We start from the raw sequence: 17,800 nt of genomic DNA, 5'->3' as shown, positions 1-17,800 counted from the left end.
GAGGCGATTTCAAAACCGGTGCAGTTACAGCCGGGCTCAATGAGGCGGCAGTGATACACTTGCACAGCTATGCCGAAATGCAGCCTGAGAAGAAGCGGCAGTTGTTGATAATGAACTCACAGTGGCTGGATGTTATGGCCGCTGCTGCGATTCATTGGTTTTGTCGGGCGACAATTGGAGTTTTGTCACTACTAGCGCTTGGCGGGTGTCAAAAGATAAAGAGCTATTGTTTGCATGCTGGGATAGTCTGGAAGATGTATGCGTAGAAGGGATGGAAGGTCTTTCAGTTGTAGATGTTTCTTGGGTTATCAAGGATCAGCCGATAGATCCTTCATTTATACTTTCTGACGGCCGGCGGATTGATGTGTTCTGCTCTTCTTTCGCTGAGCCTTGGGTTATGAATCTCCCTGATGACAATGTTTATGTTGGTAATTCATAGGTTCAAAAGACGCTGCTCGATTCATTGGAGGCATCAAGGTCGCTGATCAAAACGCTGGAAGATTATTCCGAGGTGCGGTTGGTCTTTGCCGAACCTCGGATCGGATTAAGTCAGGGGCGAGATGGTAAGTGCCATTTGTTGCACGTCAATTCGCTGGTTTATCCATGATAGTGGCGGTGGTTCGTATGTCACAACCGCGTGAAAAAATCCCCCTGGCGCATCACGCCAGGGGGCTTTTTTCATACCGTCAGCGTCAGAAGTCGGCTTTGAGCGTCACGGTGTAGTTGCGTGGTTCGCCATACACGTTGCTCGCGTTCAGCCAGCCGATGGAGGAGTAGTACTTCTTGTCGAACAGGTTGTTGCCGTTGAGGGCGACGCTGAAGTTCTGATTGATCTGATACGCCACGCGGGCGTTCCAGATTGCATACCCAGCCTGCTCGATCTTGTCGATGCCGTTGGTGCCACCCTGGTTGGTGTTGTGGTTCTTGCTCTGGATGCTGGCGCCGGCACCGACGGTCCACTGGTTCAACTCGCCAGGCAAGTTGTAGTCACCCCTGAAGCGCAGCAGGTGGCGTGGGGTGTAGCTGTTGAAGGTAGCGCCGGACGCCGTGCTCCCATCACCCGGGTCGTTGAGAAACTTGGTCGAGGTGTAGGTATAGCCCGCAAACAGTTGCAGGCCGGCCAGCACTTCGCCGCTGATTTCTGCATCGAAGCCTTCGGCGCGCACCTTGCCACCAGCCACGTAGCAGTTGGTTTCACCGTCCTGCCCGCACACCGACGAGTAATCGTACTGGGCACGGTTTTTCTGGTCGACGCGGAACACCGCGAAGCTGGTGTTGACCCGGCCATCCAGCAATTCGCCCTTCAGGCCGATCTCATAGTTGGAGCCTTCGATCGGTTTGAGCGGGGCGAGGTCTTCGGTCAGTTCGGTCTGCGGCTTGAAGATGTCGGCATAGCTGACGTAGGCCGACCATTGATCATTCAGTGCGTAGATCAGGCCGCCGTACGGAGTGACTTCACCGGTTTCCTTGGCGTGTGCAGGGTCTGGCGATGTCGTGGTGAAGCGCGTCAGTTCATAGTCGTACTTGTAGTTGCTGACCCGTGCGCCGAGCACCAGGGTCAGCGGGTCGATCAGCTTGTAGCGCATCACGCCGTACACGCCATTCTGGCGAATCTTGGCCTTGGACACACCGGCGTAGGTGGTGCTGAGCATTTCATCCAGGGTGGGTTCGCGAGGCGAGACCGGGTCGTAGATGTTCATCGGGCCGAGGTTGAGCAGGCCGCCTTGCAGGTCGTCGGTGCGTAGGTCGCTGGCGTTGGCACCCACCACCACCTCGTGCTCCAGGCCAAAGGCGCGCCACTTGCCGGTCAGGTTGATGTCGGCGCCCTGGTTGATGTTCTCGAAGTCGTACAGGTAGGCACGCGACTGCATGCCGTTACCGGTTGCCGGGTCGACGGCGCCACGGCCGAAGCTGTAGAAAATGTCGTTGGTTTCGCGGATGTAGCTACCGGAGGCTTTCAGGCGCCAGTCTTCGTTGAAGTCGTGGGTGATATCGGCGAAGTAGGTGGTCTGCTTGTTGTTCCACTTGTTCCAGTCGGCACCGGTGAAGGTGGAACGGCTGACGTTCACCGCACTGCCGTCCTTGTTGCGCGGCAGGCCACCGAAATAGGGCGTTGAGTGCAGGTCTTCGACACTGGCGCCTGCAGCGACCGTGGTGGAGTCGTTGAGGTCGTATTCGAGAATCCCATACAGCACGTTCTTGCGGCTTTCCGCCGTGTCGTAGAAGTAGTCGCGGTCCTCGTGGCCGGCGACCAGGCGCCCGCGCAGCCGGCCGTCGGCGGTCAGCGGGCCGCTGGCGTCGATGGTCTGGCGATAGGTATCCCAGGAGCCGGCGCTGGCGGTGATGGAGAGGGTCGGCTCGGCCTTCGGACGTTTGCGCACCAGGTTGATGGCCGCTCCCGGGTTGCCGCTGCCTTGCAGCAAGCCGTTGGCACCGCGCAGGATCTCGACGCGGTCGTACAGCAAGGTGTCGGAGGTGAAGCTGCTGCCGATGCCGTAATAGCGGCGATCCAGCGGCACGCCGTCGTACTGGATGGTCTCGACCTCGAAGCCGCGCGAGTAGATGTACTTGCCGCCGGACGGGCTCTGGTAGGTGGTGATGCCGGTGGTCTTTTCCAGCACTTGGTCGAGGGTGTCGAGGCGCTGGTCGTCCATCGCCTTGCGGGTGACCACACTGACCGACTGCGGGATGTCCTTGAGGCGGTGGGTGCCTTTGCCGATGGTCACCGCGTTGGACGTGTAGCTCCCCGAGTCCTCGGTGGTGGCATCGAACTGGCGCCCGGAAATGTTCACCGGCCCCAGGTTCAGCGCGGAAGCGTCAGCCGGCCCGCTCAGGGTGATGGTGTGGCCATCGAGCTGGTAAGTCAGGCCGCTGTCGCGCAGCAGCAGGCGCAGCGCCTGTTCCGGCTCCATGTTGCCCTTGACCGCTGGCGCCGGGGTGTTGTGCACCGCGTCCGGGCTATACAGCAGCTGCAGGTTGGCCTGCTTGGCCAAGGTATTGAGTGCCCCCACCAGCCCTTGCGAAGGGATATCCAGCGCGACCGGCGCGGCTTGCGCTGCCATGGAAGCCGCCAGCGCGCAGGCCAGCAGCGATGGCGGGAGTATGGCCAGTGTTTTCCTGCGAACCGCCCGGGCGAGCGGCGAAAGCGTGGTAATGGTCATGCGGATACTCAGTGTTGGCAGATAGATTACTTATGAGTTTTATTTGCATTTATGTAACGTGCCGGCTCCCCAGAACCGGAAAAATCAATGTGAAAATGCTGTGATTTGTTCTTCCACCCGCTTGCCGTCGCGCAAGCGCAGCAGGTGATCGGCCACGTCGAAGTAGCGGTCGTCGTGGCTGATGACGATGATGGTCTTGCCCAGGCGCTTCAGTTCCGGCAGCAGTTCGGTGTAGAAAATGCGCCGGAAGGTCGGGTCCTGGTCGGCGGCCCATTCGTCGAACACCAGCACCGGGCGTTTCTCCAGCCAGGCGTTGACCAGCGCCAGGCGCTTGCGCTGGCCGGTGGACAGGTCGGTGGTGGTGAAGGCGCCATCGCGGATCTGCACCTTGTGGGCGATCTCCAGGCGTTGCAGGTACTTGCCGGCATCCTCGGGCAAGGCCTGGCCGTCCTGTAGCAGGTCATCGAACAGGTAGTAGTCGGCGAACACCGTGGTGAACAGCTGGCGGTAGTCGTCGCGGTTGCTGGCAGTGACCGGTTCGCCGTCGAGCACGATCTCGCCTTCATGGGGGGCGTACAGGCCCAGCAGCAACTTGATCAGCGTGGTCTTGCCGCAGCCGTTCTCGCCGACGATGAACAGGATGTCACCCTGCTCGACGCGCAGGTTGATCGGTCCCAGAGCGAACGGCGCGGCACCGTCCACTGGCGGGAAGGCAAAGCGCACGTTGCGCAGTTCGAGGCTGCTGATCTGCCGGTCGGGGACTTCAGAGGCATTGAGCAACAGATGCGGCTCGGGGGACGAGAACTGGGTCGACAGCTCCGCAATGCGGCGGAAGGCGATTTGCGCGCGGCTGACGATGGGCAAGGTCGACACCAGGTGCTCCAGCGGCCCTTTCATGAACAGCAGCACCAGCACGAAACCACTGGTGACCTTGGGGTCGGTGATCAGTTCGGCCTGTTGCAGGGCCAGCACCAGCCCGATGACCACGAAGAACAGCATCGAGCCCAGGCTCTTGGCGACCACGAAAATGTTGATCGAGCGGATGTGGGTGTCGCGGATGAAGTTGGCGGTGCGGCTGATGCGCTCCTCGAACATGCGCTGGCGACGCGGCCGGCTGATGCGCAGCTCCTTGGCCCCGGAGGCGACACCGCTGTAGTGCCGCTGCATCTCGTCTTCGGCCTCGCGGGCGGCGTGGAAGCCGCGGATGCCGCGCACGCGGGCGATGTATTGCACGGCAGTACCGATCAGGATGGCGCACGCGGTGATCAGAAACATCGGCCACGACAGCTGTGCCAGGTAGCCGAGGCAACCCAGGGTCACCGACAGGGAAATCGCCAGCGGTGCGAAGGCGAAGGCGAAGTCGCTGATGGTGTCGACGTCGTGGGTCAGCACCGGGATCAGGCGGTGGCTGCGGTAGCGTTCGATCTGCTCGATGGGGGCGCTGAGCACTTTTTCGCCGAGGTCGCGACGCAGCCTGGCGATCACATGCTGGCCGACATAGTTGGTGCCGATGTCCGAGGCGATGGAGGCGCACAGGGCAAGCAGGCAGATACCGGCGAACGCCAGTACCACGCCCCAGGTGATGGCGCCGGGGGCGTGCAGCAAATTGTTGATGTTGGCGAGCAGCAAGGTGATGCACAGGCCGCCGACGATCCCCAGCACGACGGCCAGGGCGACGATCAGTCGGTAAGGCTTGAGCAGGCCGAGGAGTTCGCGGAGTGCGCCAGGGGTTGATCGGTTCATGGTGAATTCCTGGTGGGTACGCGGGTGCGGTTTTGGCGCTGCGTGCGGCGCGCGCCGTGTGGGCGGGTTGCCCAGTGAAAAGACGTGTGGAGGGGGCTGTGATTTAGCCTGCCCGGGCCGTGCGCCCGGGCAAGGCAGGTACTGCGCAGCGGGGTGTCGCTCAGAGCTCGCGGGCTACCCGGAAGCCCAGCCAGTCGCCGCGCACATAGGGTTCGCGGTAATTGCGGTTGCCCGAGCGGGAGAACACCGGCGCTTCGCTGTAGTCGTTGCCGCGGATGTGGTTGTATTTGCAGCTCGCTTCCATCCACGCGCTGCCATCGGCGGGCGCGCCGACGTAGCTGTCGTGCCGGCAGTCGGCGACCCACTCGTAGACGTTGCCGTGCATGTCGTAGAGGCCGAAGGCGTTGGCCGGGAAGCTGCCAGCGGGCGAGGTGTAGTTGTAGCCGTCGGCGGCGCCGTAGGTGTTGGCGTGCTTGGCGATGCTGTATTCCTTGCCTTCATCGAAGGGGAACGGGAACGGGCCGCTGGAGCCTGCGCGAGCGCCGTATTCGCGCTCGGCTTCGCTGAGCATGCGGTAGTGTTTGCCGGTCTTTTTCGACAGCCAGGCGACGTAGGCCTTCACTTCGTCGTAGCTGATGCACACCGCCGGCTGCTCGGGGCCTTGCGGGTAGCTGGGCTTGCCGTTGGTGCAGCGGCGCCCCGGGCGGTCGTCGCCGTCGGGGAGGGTGACCTTGGCGTCGCGCTGCCAGGCCTGCAACTGTTTGGCCTGCACCTGGAACTGGCTGATGGCGAAGGGTTTGGCGAAGGTCACGGTGTGCATCGGGCCTTCGTCTGGCTGGCGGCCGACTTCGTCGTCAGGCACGCCCATGGTGAAGCTGCCGGCAGGCAGCACGACCATCTGCGGGCAATCCTTGCAGTCCTTGAAGGTTTTTCCGGGTGTGTGTGTGTCGGCGGCAAGGGCCGGGGCGCTGGCGAGCAGGGCGGCCACCAGGGCCAGGGGCTTGAGCATATGCATGGCGGTTCTCTTGAAAGGCAAAAGGTCAGGCGAGTTGAGGGGTGAGAATGGCCATCACCCGGTCGATCTCGGCTTCGTCGTTGAGCAGGCTCGGGGCCAGGCGCACCACCGGGCCGACGTCGCGGTCGACCGCATCGCTGATCACCTTGTTGGCCATCAGGTGGCGAGCGACAGCGTCGCAATCGCGGCCCTCGACGCGGAAGAAGGTGAAGCCGGCGGACAGCTGGCTGCTGCGTGGCGTTACCAATTGCACCTTGGGGTGTTCGGCCAGGCGCTGCTTGAGGTAGTCGTTGAGCTGGTGCACGCGGGCCTGCACGTCGGCCTTGCCCAACTGCAGGTGCAGTTCGAACGCCTTGCCCAGGGCCAGGCGATGGTCGAAGGCGTGGTAGCCGCCGGGGGTCATCAAGGTGCCGAAGTGCTCGCCCTTGGTGAAGGTCGGCAGGCTGGGCACCAGGTACGGCTGGGGCTTGGCTTCGCGGGCGATGATCACGCCGGTACCGCGTGGGCCGAACAGCCATTTGTGGGTGCCGGCGATGAAGTAGTCGCAGTTGAAATCGGCGAAATTCACGTCCTCGATGCCGAAGCCGTGAACGCCGTCGACCACGTAAATGATCCGGTCCTGCTCGTCACGGCGCTGGTTGAGCGTTTTCACCAGTTCGCCGACTTCACGGATCGGCAGTTTTACGCCGCTGCCAGACTGCACCCAGGTCATGCCGAGCACGCGGGTTTCCGGGCGGACGGCCTGGCGGATGTTGCCGAGCATCTCGTCCACCGAGGCCAGTTGCGGGTCCTTGAACAGCGCCACGCGACGCACCTGGGTGCCCATCAACCGTTCGCGGTAGGCCAGGCGGGTGTTGGTGGAATAGTGCTCGTGGGCGCTGACCAGGATCTCCTTGCCCGGCGCCACCTGCAGGCCGCCGTAGATCATCGACAAGCCTTCGGTAGTGCTGCCGGTCAGGGCTACCTGGCTCGGTTGTACGCCGAAATAGCGACCGGCCCAGGCGCGCACTTCATTCTCATAACCCCAGAGTTCCTCGCGGTCCCAGTCGACCATTTCGCCCGGGTTCTGGTCCAGCCGCGCGCGGAAGCGGGCGATGGCCTCGCTGACCACGCGGGGGTGTGAGGCGAGCAGGAAATTGCAGAAGTGCAGGTAGGCCGGGTCCAGGTCGAACTGCTGACGCAGGGCCTGCCATTTGTTCAGGCCGGGTTTTACCAACGGGGTAGCGGCCAGTGCGGTCTGAGCAAAACTGCCAGTCAAGGGCAGGGCGGCGGCAAGCAGGCCTGCGTGCTTGAGAAAGCTGCGACGGTCGTTCATCAGCCGCGCTCCGCCTGGGTGTTGGCACCTGGCTTGGCCAGGCGCTGTACCTCTTCCCACACCCGCAGGAAGTTGCCGCCCCACAGCTTGGCGATGTCGGCGTCGGAGTACCCGCGCTGGATCAGCTCGGCGGTGACATTGCGCGACTCGCCGACGTTCATCCAGCCGGTCACGCCGCCGCCATCGTTGAAGTCGGAGGCGATGCCGACATGGTCGATGCCGATCTTGCGCACGGTGTAGTCGATGGCGTCGACCATGTCCTTGACCGTGGCGCGGGGCTCTTCGTCGAGGATGGCGTACAGCGCGCTGGCGTACTCGCCGAACTTCTTCTCCGGCCAGATGGAGATGATCGCGTCGCCTGGCATCAGGGCATTGGCCAGGCCGTTCAGCGGTTGCAGGTCGAAGCGCTTGCGCAGCGCATTGAGCTTGTCCAGGGTGCCCTGGCTGAGGGGCTTGAGGTAGGCCGGGAAGCCCACCACCTGCACCACGCCACCGCTGTGCTTGATCGCTTGCAGTTCGTGGTCGCTGAGGTTGCGCGGGATGTCCACCAGCGCACGGGGTGCGGAGTGGGAGGCGACCATCGGCGCACGGCTCAGGCGGGCAACGTCTTCCAGGGCCAGGGTGGACATCTGCGACACGTCGATGATCACCCCCAGGTCGTTGAGCCGGCCCACGGCCTGCTCACCCAGCGGCGACAGGCCACCGAGGGCGTCGGGGGTGTCGTTGAGGAATGGCAGCGGGCGCGAGGAGTCGGCCCAGGCGTTGTTGCCGACGTAGCTGAAGCCGAACATGCGCATGCCGCGTGCGGCCCAGGTATTCAGGGCATCGAGGTCGTGGCCCAGCGGGTAGGCATTGAGCATGCTGAGAAAGATCGCGAACTTGCCTTCGCCGTGCAGCCGTCGGAAGTCGGCAGGGGTGTAGGCGATGGCGACCTGGTTGGGATAGTCGCGGACCATGCCGGTGAGGATCTTGTAGCGCATTTCCTGTTGCTGGCGCGCTTCGTCGACGAAGGCGGCGGTCGGGCGATGGGGCGCGTTGGCGCCGTTCCAGATTTCCGGCCAGCCGAAGATCGTCAGCGCAGCGCCGGAGAGGCGACCGCGACCGGCCTTGACCAAGTCGAACTGGCCGCTGCCATCCCTGTCGGCCTCCTTGCCTTCGGTGCCGAAGTTCAGCGGCACGGTGATGTGGCTGTCGAAGGAGATGATGCGCTCTTGCAGCTCCTCGGCATGTTTCATCACCTCGCGCGGGTAGCCGGCGGGCAGGTAGATGAAGAAGTACCAGGCTGCGGCGCCCGCGAGCGCGAGGGTCAGCGCCAGGGCGACGAGGTAGGGGGCCTTGCGGATGCGGGTCGTGTTCATTGCCATCCCGTTGGTTGCCAGGGTCGATGCGGTAGCGGCAGCCGCGATCACGGGGCTTGCCTGTCACGGAGGGACGAGAGCGGCAGCGGGAAATTTAGCGGCGTGCTGCCAGTAAATTTGCCGCGCGGCGTCTCGTTCTAGCTCGATAGGCGTGGCTGACACGGATACGGATGTGGTGATGAGGTTTTCCAGGCGTGGGTTCATGGTGGGGCTGGCGGTGGCCGGGGCGGCGGGTTCGGCCGCGTGGTATGCGCGCCAGCCGCGCGATCATGATGAAAAACTCGGGAAAGATGAGGTCGAGACCCCTGGCGAAGCCACGGTCGAGGCCGCCGCTGGTACGGGTGTGCGCACTGCCGACAAGCTGCGTGGCATCTGGGACCTGCGCTTCACAGGCACCGATGCCGGCCTCGACGGCTTGCCACTTGAGGGCGTGCAGATGCTGCTCGATGTCGGCCCGACCGGGCGTTCGCTGCGCGGTTTCATCGACGTGGCTGAACGCCTGCGAGGCAATGATCAGCCACGCTACCGGGTGCTCGGCGAACTGGTTGCCGCCAATGCCGGCAAGGTCCGCTGGCGTCTGGTGCCGGCCGGGGAATCGTCGCCGAGCCATGAACTGGAGGCGACCCTTGATGAAGTCTGGGCGTCCTGGGGCAACGCTGGCGCCGGCACCCTGACCGGGCGCATTCGCCGCATCGACCGGCCATTGTTGATGACTGAACCGGACAACCACTTCGTCGCCAGCAAGCGCGCTTTCCCCGAAGCGCGCCAAGTCACGCCATTAGCGCCGGCGCTGATGGCCTGGCTGAATTCGCCCGAACATCGCTTGTTCCACCAGGTGTGGCATGCCACCCGGGACAAGTGGCACCGGCTGGACGACAACAAGCGCGATGCCCTGCGCGGAGCCGGCTGGCAACCTGGCCCGCCTGATGCCGAACGCGGCGCACGTGGGCGGCGCAAGCACCTCAATGGTTCTGGCGAGGACTTTTTCTTCATGCACCGGCACATGCTGGGGCACGCCCGTGGCCTGCAGCCCGACTTGCCGAACTGGACTCAATTGCCGCTGCCGTCACCGCAGCTGGAGTACGACCGGCTGGGCTTTATCCGCTATCAGGAGAACCATGATGGCAACTCGGTGCCGCCGGCCTGGGTCGCGGCCAATGATGAAGAACTGAGCCAGTGGTTGCATGACATCAAGGCGGCGGAAACCTTCTTCAGCAACTTTCAGGTCTGGGAGTCGCAATACCAGGACCCGGACTACCTCAGTCGCCTGACCTTGGGGCAGTTCGGCTCGGAAGTGGAACTGAACATCCACGACTGGCTGCACATGCGCTGGGCGACCGTCACCCGTGACCCTTCCAATGGTGCGCCGGTGATGGGGGATCGCAACCAGACGGACTATGCGGCGCGCTGGTTCCGGGAGGAAAACGACTTTCTCGGCGACCCGTTCTCGTCCCACGTCAACCCGGTGTTCTGGCGTTTCCATGGCTGGATCGATGACCGCATCGAGGATTGGTACCGCGCCCATGAGCGCGCTCACCCGGGTGAGGTGCAGCGGCGCGAGGTCAATGGCGTGTCGTGGTTTGCGCCGGGGCGATGGGTGCAGGTTGGCGACCCTTGGCTGGGGCCGACCACCCATGGTTGCGGTGGCATTTCCGATGCCGGGGGCGGGGCGGGGGAGATGGAGGTGGAGGCAATGAAGCTGGCGTTGCGCATTGCCTTCAGTGGCGAGCGGGATGTTGGTGAGTTGCTGCGGCGTACGCCGCGCAGGCCTTGGTATGCGCGGCATATGAAGTTGCCGGAGGGGGCGTGATTTTGGGCGGTAGGGTTGTTTAATGGCTTGCAGGTGCCCGCCCTGGCAGGTTCAGCCTCCCCGATCGGCCGCGATTTTTCCTACAGACATTTCTGAAGTTACAAAAAGCCTCTTTGAATTGACGCGTCAATCTCCTGCTCGGGAGGCAATGATTTCCCTGGCGTGTGGCTTTTTGATCTCATGTTTATCCCCCTGTAACCCCCGCCGCACAAGGCCTGCACCCGGTTGACACTACAACGCTCAAGCCTATTAACTCAGCGCCTTTCACGGATGATTACACGGCAATTGGATTGAATTGTTCACCGTGCATTTCATGGAGATGCTGATGTTAATGGATCGACGCGACCCGGTCGCAGGCCATCCCGTATCTGGCGAACAGGAGTAATCCTCATGTTCGAAGCAGCCAGGTTCGGCGACGAAATATCACACACAGGCGCAATGGGCGGCTTCCTGCTGGGCGCGGCCTTAGGCATCGCGCTGGTGGCGACAGTGGCGATCGCCACCTTCACCTGCGGGTTCGGCGTGGGCTTGCTGGCCGGCCTCGCTGCCGGTGTCGGAGGCAGCCTGCTGACCGCCGCCGGCGAGGCGCTAGGCAGTCTGTTCCAGTCCCCCTCCGGGACGATAACTACTGCCTCACCCAACGTTTTCATCAATAACCGCAAGGCTGCCCGGGTCGAGAAAAGCATCGGCGCCTGTGACAAGCACCCAGGGCCGGTAAAGATCGCCGAAGGCTCGACCAACGTCTTCATCAATGGCGTGGCCGCTGCGCGCAAGGGCGACAAGCTGACTTGCGGCGCGACCCTCTCCGGTGGTTCGAACAATGTCTTTATAGGCGGCGGCACCTACCGTTACCTGCCGGTGGACGACGAGATCCCGCAAGGGCTGCGCACCACCGTGGATGTGCTGATGGCGATCGCCGGCGCAGCCGCTGGCGTTGCCAATGTGCTCAAGATGGGTACCCAGGCGGGCATGAAGGCCGCCCTCCCTTGCGCCATGAGGTTCACGGCCGGCTTCGTCGCCGGCGAAGTGCTTTCCCGCTATCTGGTCGAACCGGTAGCCCGCAGGGTGTTGGGCGGCTTGGCGGGCAATCCGGTGGATCTCACCACCGGCCGCAAGGTGATCCCCGATGAAATCGACTTCAGCCTGCCTGGCCTGATGCCGATCGAGTGGTCGCGTTTCTACGCCAGCGACCTGACCGTCGACAGCGTGCTCGGCCGCGGCTGGGTGTTGCCATGGGAGCAGAGCCTGCGCCGTGCCGGAAGCTTCATCTACCTCAGCGACAACCAAGGCCGTCAAATCCCTTTCGTCACCCTGCAACCGGGCGAGCGCATCTACAACCCGCATGAACAGGTGTACCTGGTGTGCACCGAGGGCGGTCACTACCTGCTGCAGACCCTCGACAACCTATTCTTCTATTTCGGCGAAGTACCCGACACCAACACCCAGGTGCCGCTGCAGCGCATCGAAAACGTCCTCGGCCACTTCCTGCATTTCACCCGTACGCCCGATGGCATCCTGACCGACATCAGCGCCACCGGCGGTACCCGGGTACACCTGCACTACGACAACCCGCTAGGCCGCCTGACGGACATCAAGCGCGTGGTCGACAACCAGTCCGTCGAAACGCTCACCCAGTACCGTTACGACGAACACGGCCAGCTGACCAAGGTGATCAACCGCAACGGCGACACCGTGCGCAGCTTCAGCTACGCCGAAGGCCTGATGGTGACCCACAGCAACGCTCTCGGCCTGGGCTGCCACTACCGCTGGGAAACTCTGGATGGCAAACCACGGGTGGTCGAGCATTGGACCAGCGATGGCGAGCACTACCATTTCCGCTACGACCTCGACGCCCGTACCAGCTGGGCCACCGACGTACTCGGCCGCGAACTGGAAGTGCAGTACAACGACGACCACCGCGTCATCGCCAGCCGCGACTACGGTGGCGAGCGCTACGCCGTCGAACTGGACGAGCAGGGCAATATGGTCGGCCTCGACCTGCCAGACGGCAATCGCCTGACCTTCAAGTACGACGAATTCTCCCGCCTGCTCGAAGAAACCGACCCGCTGGGCCGCAAGATCCAGTACGAGCATCACCACCTGACAACCTTGGTGACCAAGGTCACCTACCCGGATGGCAGCACTTGGCGCGCACGTTACGACGACATGGGCAACCTGCTCGCCGAGTTCGATGCCCTCGGCCAGATGACCGAGTACCTCAACAGCGATGACGGCCTGCCGCACACCATCATCGATGCGACCTACAAGTCCAAATACCTGTGGTGGAATGCCAAGGCCCAGATCGAGCGCTATCAGGACTGCTCGGGTAAGAGCACTTACTACCGCTATGACGAGCGTCAGCATCTGGTGGCGGTGACCGATGCGCTCAACCAGACCACCTCGCTGGAGCGCAAACCGGACGGTGAAGTGCTGCGCATCAGGCACCCGGATGGCAGCAAGGAAACCTTCACTTACAACACCCTTGGCCAGGTGCTTGATTACACCGATGGCAAGGGCCATACCACCCGTTTGCTGCGCACCTCACGTGGTTTGCCGAGCAACCGCCGGGATCCGAAAGGGGGAATGATTCGCTACGAGTATGACCAGGCGATTCGCCTGACCGCGCTGGTCAACGAGAACAACGCGACGTACAGCTTTGCCTACGACGCCTCGGATCGGCTGAGCGAGGAGGTGCGGGTGGATAACCTGACCCGGCGCTTCAGCTACAACGTTGGTGGTCATCTGGTCCGGCTGGATGAGATTGGCTACGGCGAAAACGCCGAGCGCCCGGAACGGCATACGCTGTTCGAGCGTGATGCCATTGGCCGACTGGTTGCCAAGATCAACCGCGATGCGCGACAGACTTTCGCATATGACGAGGGTGACCGGTTGCTGAGCATCGAGCGGCAACCGACTGGACTCGGCAAACAACTTGGGGTGACCGAGGAAAAGCTGGAGTACGCCTACGACGTGCTGGGGCGTCTGACCAGAGAAATCACGCCCGATGGGACGCTGTGCTACGAGTATGACCCGCTCAGCAATCTGACCACACTGACCCTGCCGGATGGCCGCAAGGTCAATCACCTGTACTACGGCAGCGGGCACCTGCACCAGTTGAATCTGGATGGCCAGGTGATCAGCGACATGGAGCGCGACGACCTGCACCGCGAGGTCTACCGGACTCAGGGCAAGCTCACCAGTTGCTTTGGTTACGATGCGATGGGGCGCAAGGCCTGGCAATTTGCTTCGACCTTGCCTGCGGACAAGCTTTCGCAGGTGCACAACACAGGCATTAATACGTCGCTGCTGGTGGAGCATGCCTATAACCCGATTCACCGCCGTTACCAGTACGACCCGGCGGGTGAGCTGGTGCGCACGCTCGACAAACTGCGGGGCGAGGTCAAGTACGAGTACGAAGCCAACGGTCAGCTGCGTAGCCGCGATACCGGCTCGCTGGTAAGCAGTGAAGAGTTTCGCTATGACGCGGCGGCCAACCGGCTGGACTTCAATGCGCGGACGTTCGCCAAGTTCAAGGACAACCGGATCAGCCATTGGCGGGATCTAGAGTACCGCTACGACCCTTGGGGCAACCTGATCGAGAAGCGCTCGGGGCACAGCAAGCTGCAGACATTCGCCTATGACGGCGAGAACCGGCTGGTGCGGGCGGAAACAGTGGTCAATGGCAAGCTGGAGAGTACCGGGCAGTACCGGTACGACAGCCTTGGGCGGCGGGTGGCCAAGCGGGCTGAGATCAAGGGTGTAGTCGAGCAGAAGCGCTTCCTCTGGCAAGGCTTGAGGATGCTGCGTGAGGAGACGCCTGGGCGGAGCATCTTGTACCTGTATGAACCGGGGAGCTTTGCGCCGTTGGCGCGGGTTGACCAGACAGAGGGAGAAGAGCAGGAACTCTACTACTTCCACACCGACCTGATTGGTACGCCACTGGAGATGACGGATCGTGATGGCTACATCGTCTGGCAGGCGACTTATCGCTCATGGGGTGAAGTAGAGCAGCTACCTGTAAATGACGTCCAGCAAAATCTGCGCTTCCAAGGTCAGTACTTTGATGCTGAAACAGCACTGCATTACAACACGTTTAGGTATTACGACCCTGAGGTCGGACGATTTGTAACGCAAGATCCGATAGGGCTATTGGGGGGGGAAATCTCTACAGTTATGCGCCGAGTTCTCTGGGGTGGATCGATCCTCTTGGTTTGAGTAGTTGCCAGCCTGATGCGATAAGTGGAAAATTCTCATCAAGAAATGCAGCCTTTCGCGCTGCAAAAAGAGATGCAGGGGTGCCAATGAATCAGGCGCCTACAAAAGTTGAAATGGTGAGTTTGACTGACAGAAGTGGGAAGCCTATTCTTGGAAGAGATCATCTTCCGTTGAAAACCAGAGAGTATACCTTCGTTAGGCATGGGGAAGAAAGTGTCGTTATTCAAGATCATTGGCCTGGTCATATTTACGGTCCGTATGGAACTCCAGGTAATCAAGGGGCGCACATTAATATAAGGCCTATAAGTGATACTCGTAATGGGAAGCTCGCTGGAGCTCTCGAGCATTATTTATTTTAAGGTGTAAAGTATGGTTCATTGGTTTGACTTGTTAGTTAATGCGCAGGCTATAAAATCCATCTACAAGGATGAGGCTCCATCTTTGAGGGGTGTTGATGTACATAGCTTGCTTCTTCATAGGGATGGGCCTAAATTGTCCATTAAATTCAATCTTAATGATTACCCTTCGAAGCCTCCTAAAAAATGGGATGTCCAAGGCTTTAATACGGTTCAGGTTGTGCTTTCACTGCTGGACTTAAGGTCTGTAAGTATCTCGGGGTGGATTGATACGGTGTATGTAACTGATCTTGATATTGGCTTTAAGGATGATTTGGTTACTTTGAGTATTGATAGTGATAGATTGAAGTTGACGGCGGAGGCAAGTTTTTTTGATTTAGAGTCAATCTCTGCTTATGCAAAAGGTTGAATGGGTCATTAAATCAACTAATGACGGCAAGCGGTTCGGGGTTAACGAGGGGCTGCTGCGCGCCAAGCTAGTTTCGAAAGCAATTTCAATAAGAAAGCTGCTGTGGTTATATGAGTTTATGGATGAAATCGACCAGGTTTTATGATTGGGGCGAAAAAATCAAAACAAGCTTAAAGAAAATTCAGGTTGGAGATATTTTTTGTTTTGCGTTGGGTGGGCAAAATCTCGCTGGCATGCATGGCGTTGCCGAGCATGTTCAGGCCGGGTTCACCGGCGTGGGCACGGCAGTGTTCGTCGATGGCTTCGATGACCCCGCGCACGAGCTCCGTGTAGGATAATTCCCAAGCATGCTGTTCTTGAAGCATTTGGTTTCAGGTTCGGAAATGTCTTACAGGTGGGGCTTGAAGGGGTAGGGCGAAGGATAGCGTCAGGGCCACCATGTGTTCGCCATGACAGGTGCAGCACCTGTTAGCCTACCCAATCTCAAACAGCATCACTTCAACACCGCATCATTAAACGCCGCCATATGTGTCCTTTCGAACTGCAGCGGTGTAACCGTGATATGACCTGCCGCCAGCTCAGCCATTTCCGTACCAGGCTGATCGACCTCCCTCGCATTGTTCAGCCTGATCCAGTGGTAATCGAACCCGCGAGGATCAACCTCCTTGCGCACGGACATGCTGTTCAGCGGCCCGGCGCCTTGCCGCGTCACCTTCAGCGCCAGCGTGGCCTGCGGGTCGCAGTTGGGGAAATTCACATTCAGGCAGGCATCGCACGGCCAATCCTGGTTCAGCAGTGCCTGAAGCACCTTGGGCGCATGGGTCAGCGCGTTGTCCCAGGGCACGTTCGCCCGGTCACTGTAGGCTTGGCTCAGGGCAATCGAGCGGATGCCCAGCAGCATGCCGGTCATGGCCGCGCCGACCGTGCCGGAGAACACCGTTTCCATGCCCAGATTCGCGCCGCGGTTGACCCCGGAGAGGATGAGGTCTGGCCGGGCATCCTTGAGCAGATGCTGGACAGCCATCACCACGCAATCACCGGGCGTACCGGAGACTGCGAAGCGTCTTTCACCGTGCTCGCTTACCCGCAGCGGTGCATGCAAGCTGAGCGAGTGCGAGGTGCCGCTCTGGTCTGCACGCGGGGCAACCACCCACACCTCATCGGCCAGTTGTGCGGCTACCTGCTCCAGGACTTTCAGCCCGGGGGCGTCGATGCCGTCGTCATTGGTGACCAGAATCCTTCCAAGCTTTTGCTGAGTCATGGCTGTCGGTTGATCCTTGTGATGGGTTCCGACAGCTGAGACTAGACCGGTTTCTTCGGTTTGTTTGGCGGGAGGGAGGTGTGATGGCTTACAGGCGCAAAAGATGTGAAGGCGAACACTTGCCAGCCCTCACACAACCCTCACTCTGTTACTTGCAATTCCCCGCCTTGCGATACCCCGCCGCCTGCGCCTCGGCCTCACTGCCAAACGCCACTTGGTTCTTCTGCGAAACCTGGCTGTACCCCGGGCAGCCGCTGCCCAGGTGATACACATGGCTGTTGCGGTTACCGACCACCGCACCGCTTGCTGCGGTACTGGCCAGGGTCGGCTTGGCCGCCGCTTTTACCGCGGTAGCCGGCACCACGGCAGCACCCTGCGGCGTATACCCCAGCGCCCACTTGCGCTCACCGGTCACGAACGGGTTGTTGTGCCCCATGATCGCGGCAATCCGCTGGTCACGCTGCTTCTCCCAGGTCGTCACTGGGTGCTGCTTGTCCCAGGCCATCAGCACCTGCTGCTGCTGGCGCGACATGCTCAGCTTGTAGCGATCAAACATGTAGAACGTGGTGCGCGCCACCAGCCCCTTCACCTCGTCGCGCGGTTCGGCGGTTTTCTGCTGGAAGTCGATCTTGGTTGTGCACTGACCGTACTGCGGCGCAACGCCGGAAACCATGCCGTAATTGAAATTGCTGCGGTCACCGTTCACTTCGCCCACGGACGGGTAGAGGTTGAACAGGTCGGCTTCCATCGAACGGAAGGTCGGGTCGCTGTCCACACACTGCTCGCGCCCGCCGTTCTGCCAGCACTGGCGCTGGTGGCCGAAGGTCCAGGCCGGGACGATATGCTCCCACTCGGTACGCTCGGCGCGGGTCTGCAGCTTGCGGGTTTCATAACCACAGGACTTGAGGTCGACCCGGCCGCCGGACTTGCCGACCCAAGTCCACTTGCAGCCACAGTACAGCTCGCCCATCGCGCTGTTGCCCTGGTCGAGGTAGATCTTCTGTTTGGCAACCACCTTGGCTTCGGTGAAGGTGGCGGGCGGGGTGGCGAAGGCGGCGGGGATGGCGGCGAAAGCGAGGGCGACGGCGCAAAGCAGTTTCTTCATGAAATACGTCTTAGGCTTACAAAAAAACGCGATTATACGGCTTGAACGCTTT

The 17,800-nt window shown here is 61.2% G+C and carries 11 protein-coding genes and 1 pseudogene; 4 read left to right on the top strand and 8 right to left on the bottom strand.

Annotated features, from left to right (window positions below; translation table 11 throughout):
* Positions 1-692: 692 nt before the first annotated feature.
* From APH28_RS07685 to pvdM, 5 genes are all read right to left on the bottom strand, one after another.
* Positions 693-3,062, bottom strand: a complete 2,370-nt coding sequence (locus APH28_RS07685) for a TonB-dependent receptor (protein ID WP_256248809.1) — start codon at positions 3,060-3,062, stop codon at positions 693-695.
* Positions 3,063-3,245: 183 nt separating this feature from the next.
* On the bottom strand, positions 3,246-4,904 hold the full coding sequence (locus APH28_RS07680) for a cyclic peptide export ABC transporter (protein ID WP_060508354.1): 1,659 nt from the start codon (positions 4,902-4,904) through the stop codon (positions 3,246-3,248).
* Between the two features lie 160 nt (positions 4,905-5,064).
* Positions 5,065-5,919, bottom strand: a complete 855-nt coding sequence (locus tag APH28_RS07675; protein ID WP_060508353.1) for a formylglycine-generating enzyme family protein — start codon at positions 5,917-5,919, stop codon at positions 5,065-5,067.
* Positions 5,920-5,944: 25 nt separating this feature from the next.
* Positions 5,945-7,234 (bottom strand): pyoverdine-tailoring periplasmic protein PvdN, encoded by a 1,290-nt coding sequence (gene pvdN / locus APH28_RS07670; RefSeq protein ID WP_060508352.1) that lies wholly within the window; start codon positions 7,232-7,234, stop codon positions 5,945-5,947.
* Positions 7,234-8,592: a pyoverdine-tailoring dipeptidase-like protein PvdM gene (gene pvdM / locus APH28_RS07665; RefSeq protein WP_060508375.1), complete on the bottom strand. Its 1,359-nt coding sequence runs from the start codon at positions 8,590-8,592 to the stop codon at positions 7,234-7,236. Before pvdM ends, pvdN begins: the two co-directional genes overlap by 1 nt.
* Positions 8,593-8,770: 178 nt before the next feature.
* On the opposite strand from pvdM, the gene APH28_RS07660 reads away from it, so the two are divergent.
* From APH28_RS07660 to APH28_RS07650, 4 genes and pseudogenes are all read left to right on the top strand, one after another.
* On the top strand, positions 8,771-10,402 hold the full coding sequence (locus APH28_RS07660) for a twin-arginine translocation signal domain-containing protein (protein ID WP_060508351.1): 1,632 nt from the start codon (positions 8,771-8,773) through the stop codon (positions 10,400-10,402).
* 390 nt (positions 10,403-10,792) lie between these two features.
* Positions 10,793-14,628, top strand: a pseudogene (locus tag APH28_RS07655) (RHS repeat-associated core domain-containing protein); the annotation flags it as partial.
* A 75-nt stretch (positions 14,629-14,703) separates the two neighbouring features.
* Positions 14,704-14,976 (top strand): HNH/endonuclease VII fold putative polymorphic toxin, encoded by a 273-nt coding sequence (locus APH28_RS28985; RefSeq protein ID WP_371263069.1) that lies wholly within the window; start codon positions 14,704-14,706, stop codon positions 14,974-14,976.
* 10 nt (positions 14,977-14,986) lie between these two features.
* Complete coding sequence (locus APH28_RS07650; protein ID WP_060508350.1) at positions 14,987-15,382, top strand: Imm50 family immunity protein; 396 nt, start codon at positions 14,987-14,989, stop codon at positions 15,380-15,382.
* Positions 15,383-15,552: 170 nt separating this feature from the next.
* On the opposite strand, the gene APH28_RS07645 is transcribed toward APH28_RS07650, so the two are convergent.
* From APH28_RS07645 to APH28_RS07635, 3 genes are all read right to left on the bottom strand, one after another.
* A complete protein-coding gene (locus tag APH28_RS07645) occupies positions 15,553-15,747 on the bottom strand; it encodes a hypothetical protein (RefSeq protein ID WP_060508349.1) in 195 nt (64 codons plus the stop codon).
* A 128-nt stretch (positions 15,748-15,875) separates the two neighbouring features.
* Positions 15,876-16,643 carry a 5'/3'-nucleotidase SurE gene (gene surE / locus APH28_RS07640; protein WP_060508348.1) on the bottom strand — a complete coding sequence of 256 codons (768 nt, stop codon included), beginning with the start codon at positions 16,641-16,643 and terminating at the stop codon, positions 15,876-15,878.
* 148 nt (positions 16,644-16,791) lie between these two features.
* On the bottom strand, positions 16,792-17,748 hold the full coding sequence (locus APH28_RS07635; protein ID WP_060508347.1) for an endonuclease: 957 nt from the start codon (positions 17,746-17,748) through the stop codon (positions 16,792-16,794).
* Between the last annotated feature and the right edge of the window lie 52 nt (positions 17,749-17,800).

The organism is Pseudomonas sp. NBRC 111124, from assembly GCF_001320245.1.
In the GTDB taxonomy this organism is placed as follows: domain Bacteria; phylum Pseudomonadota; class Gammaproteobacteria; order Pseudomonadales; family Pseudomonadaceae; genus Aquipseudomonas.
This window is presented reverse-complemented; position numbering and strand designations above follow the sequence as displayed.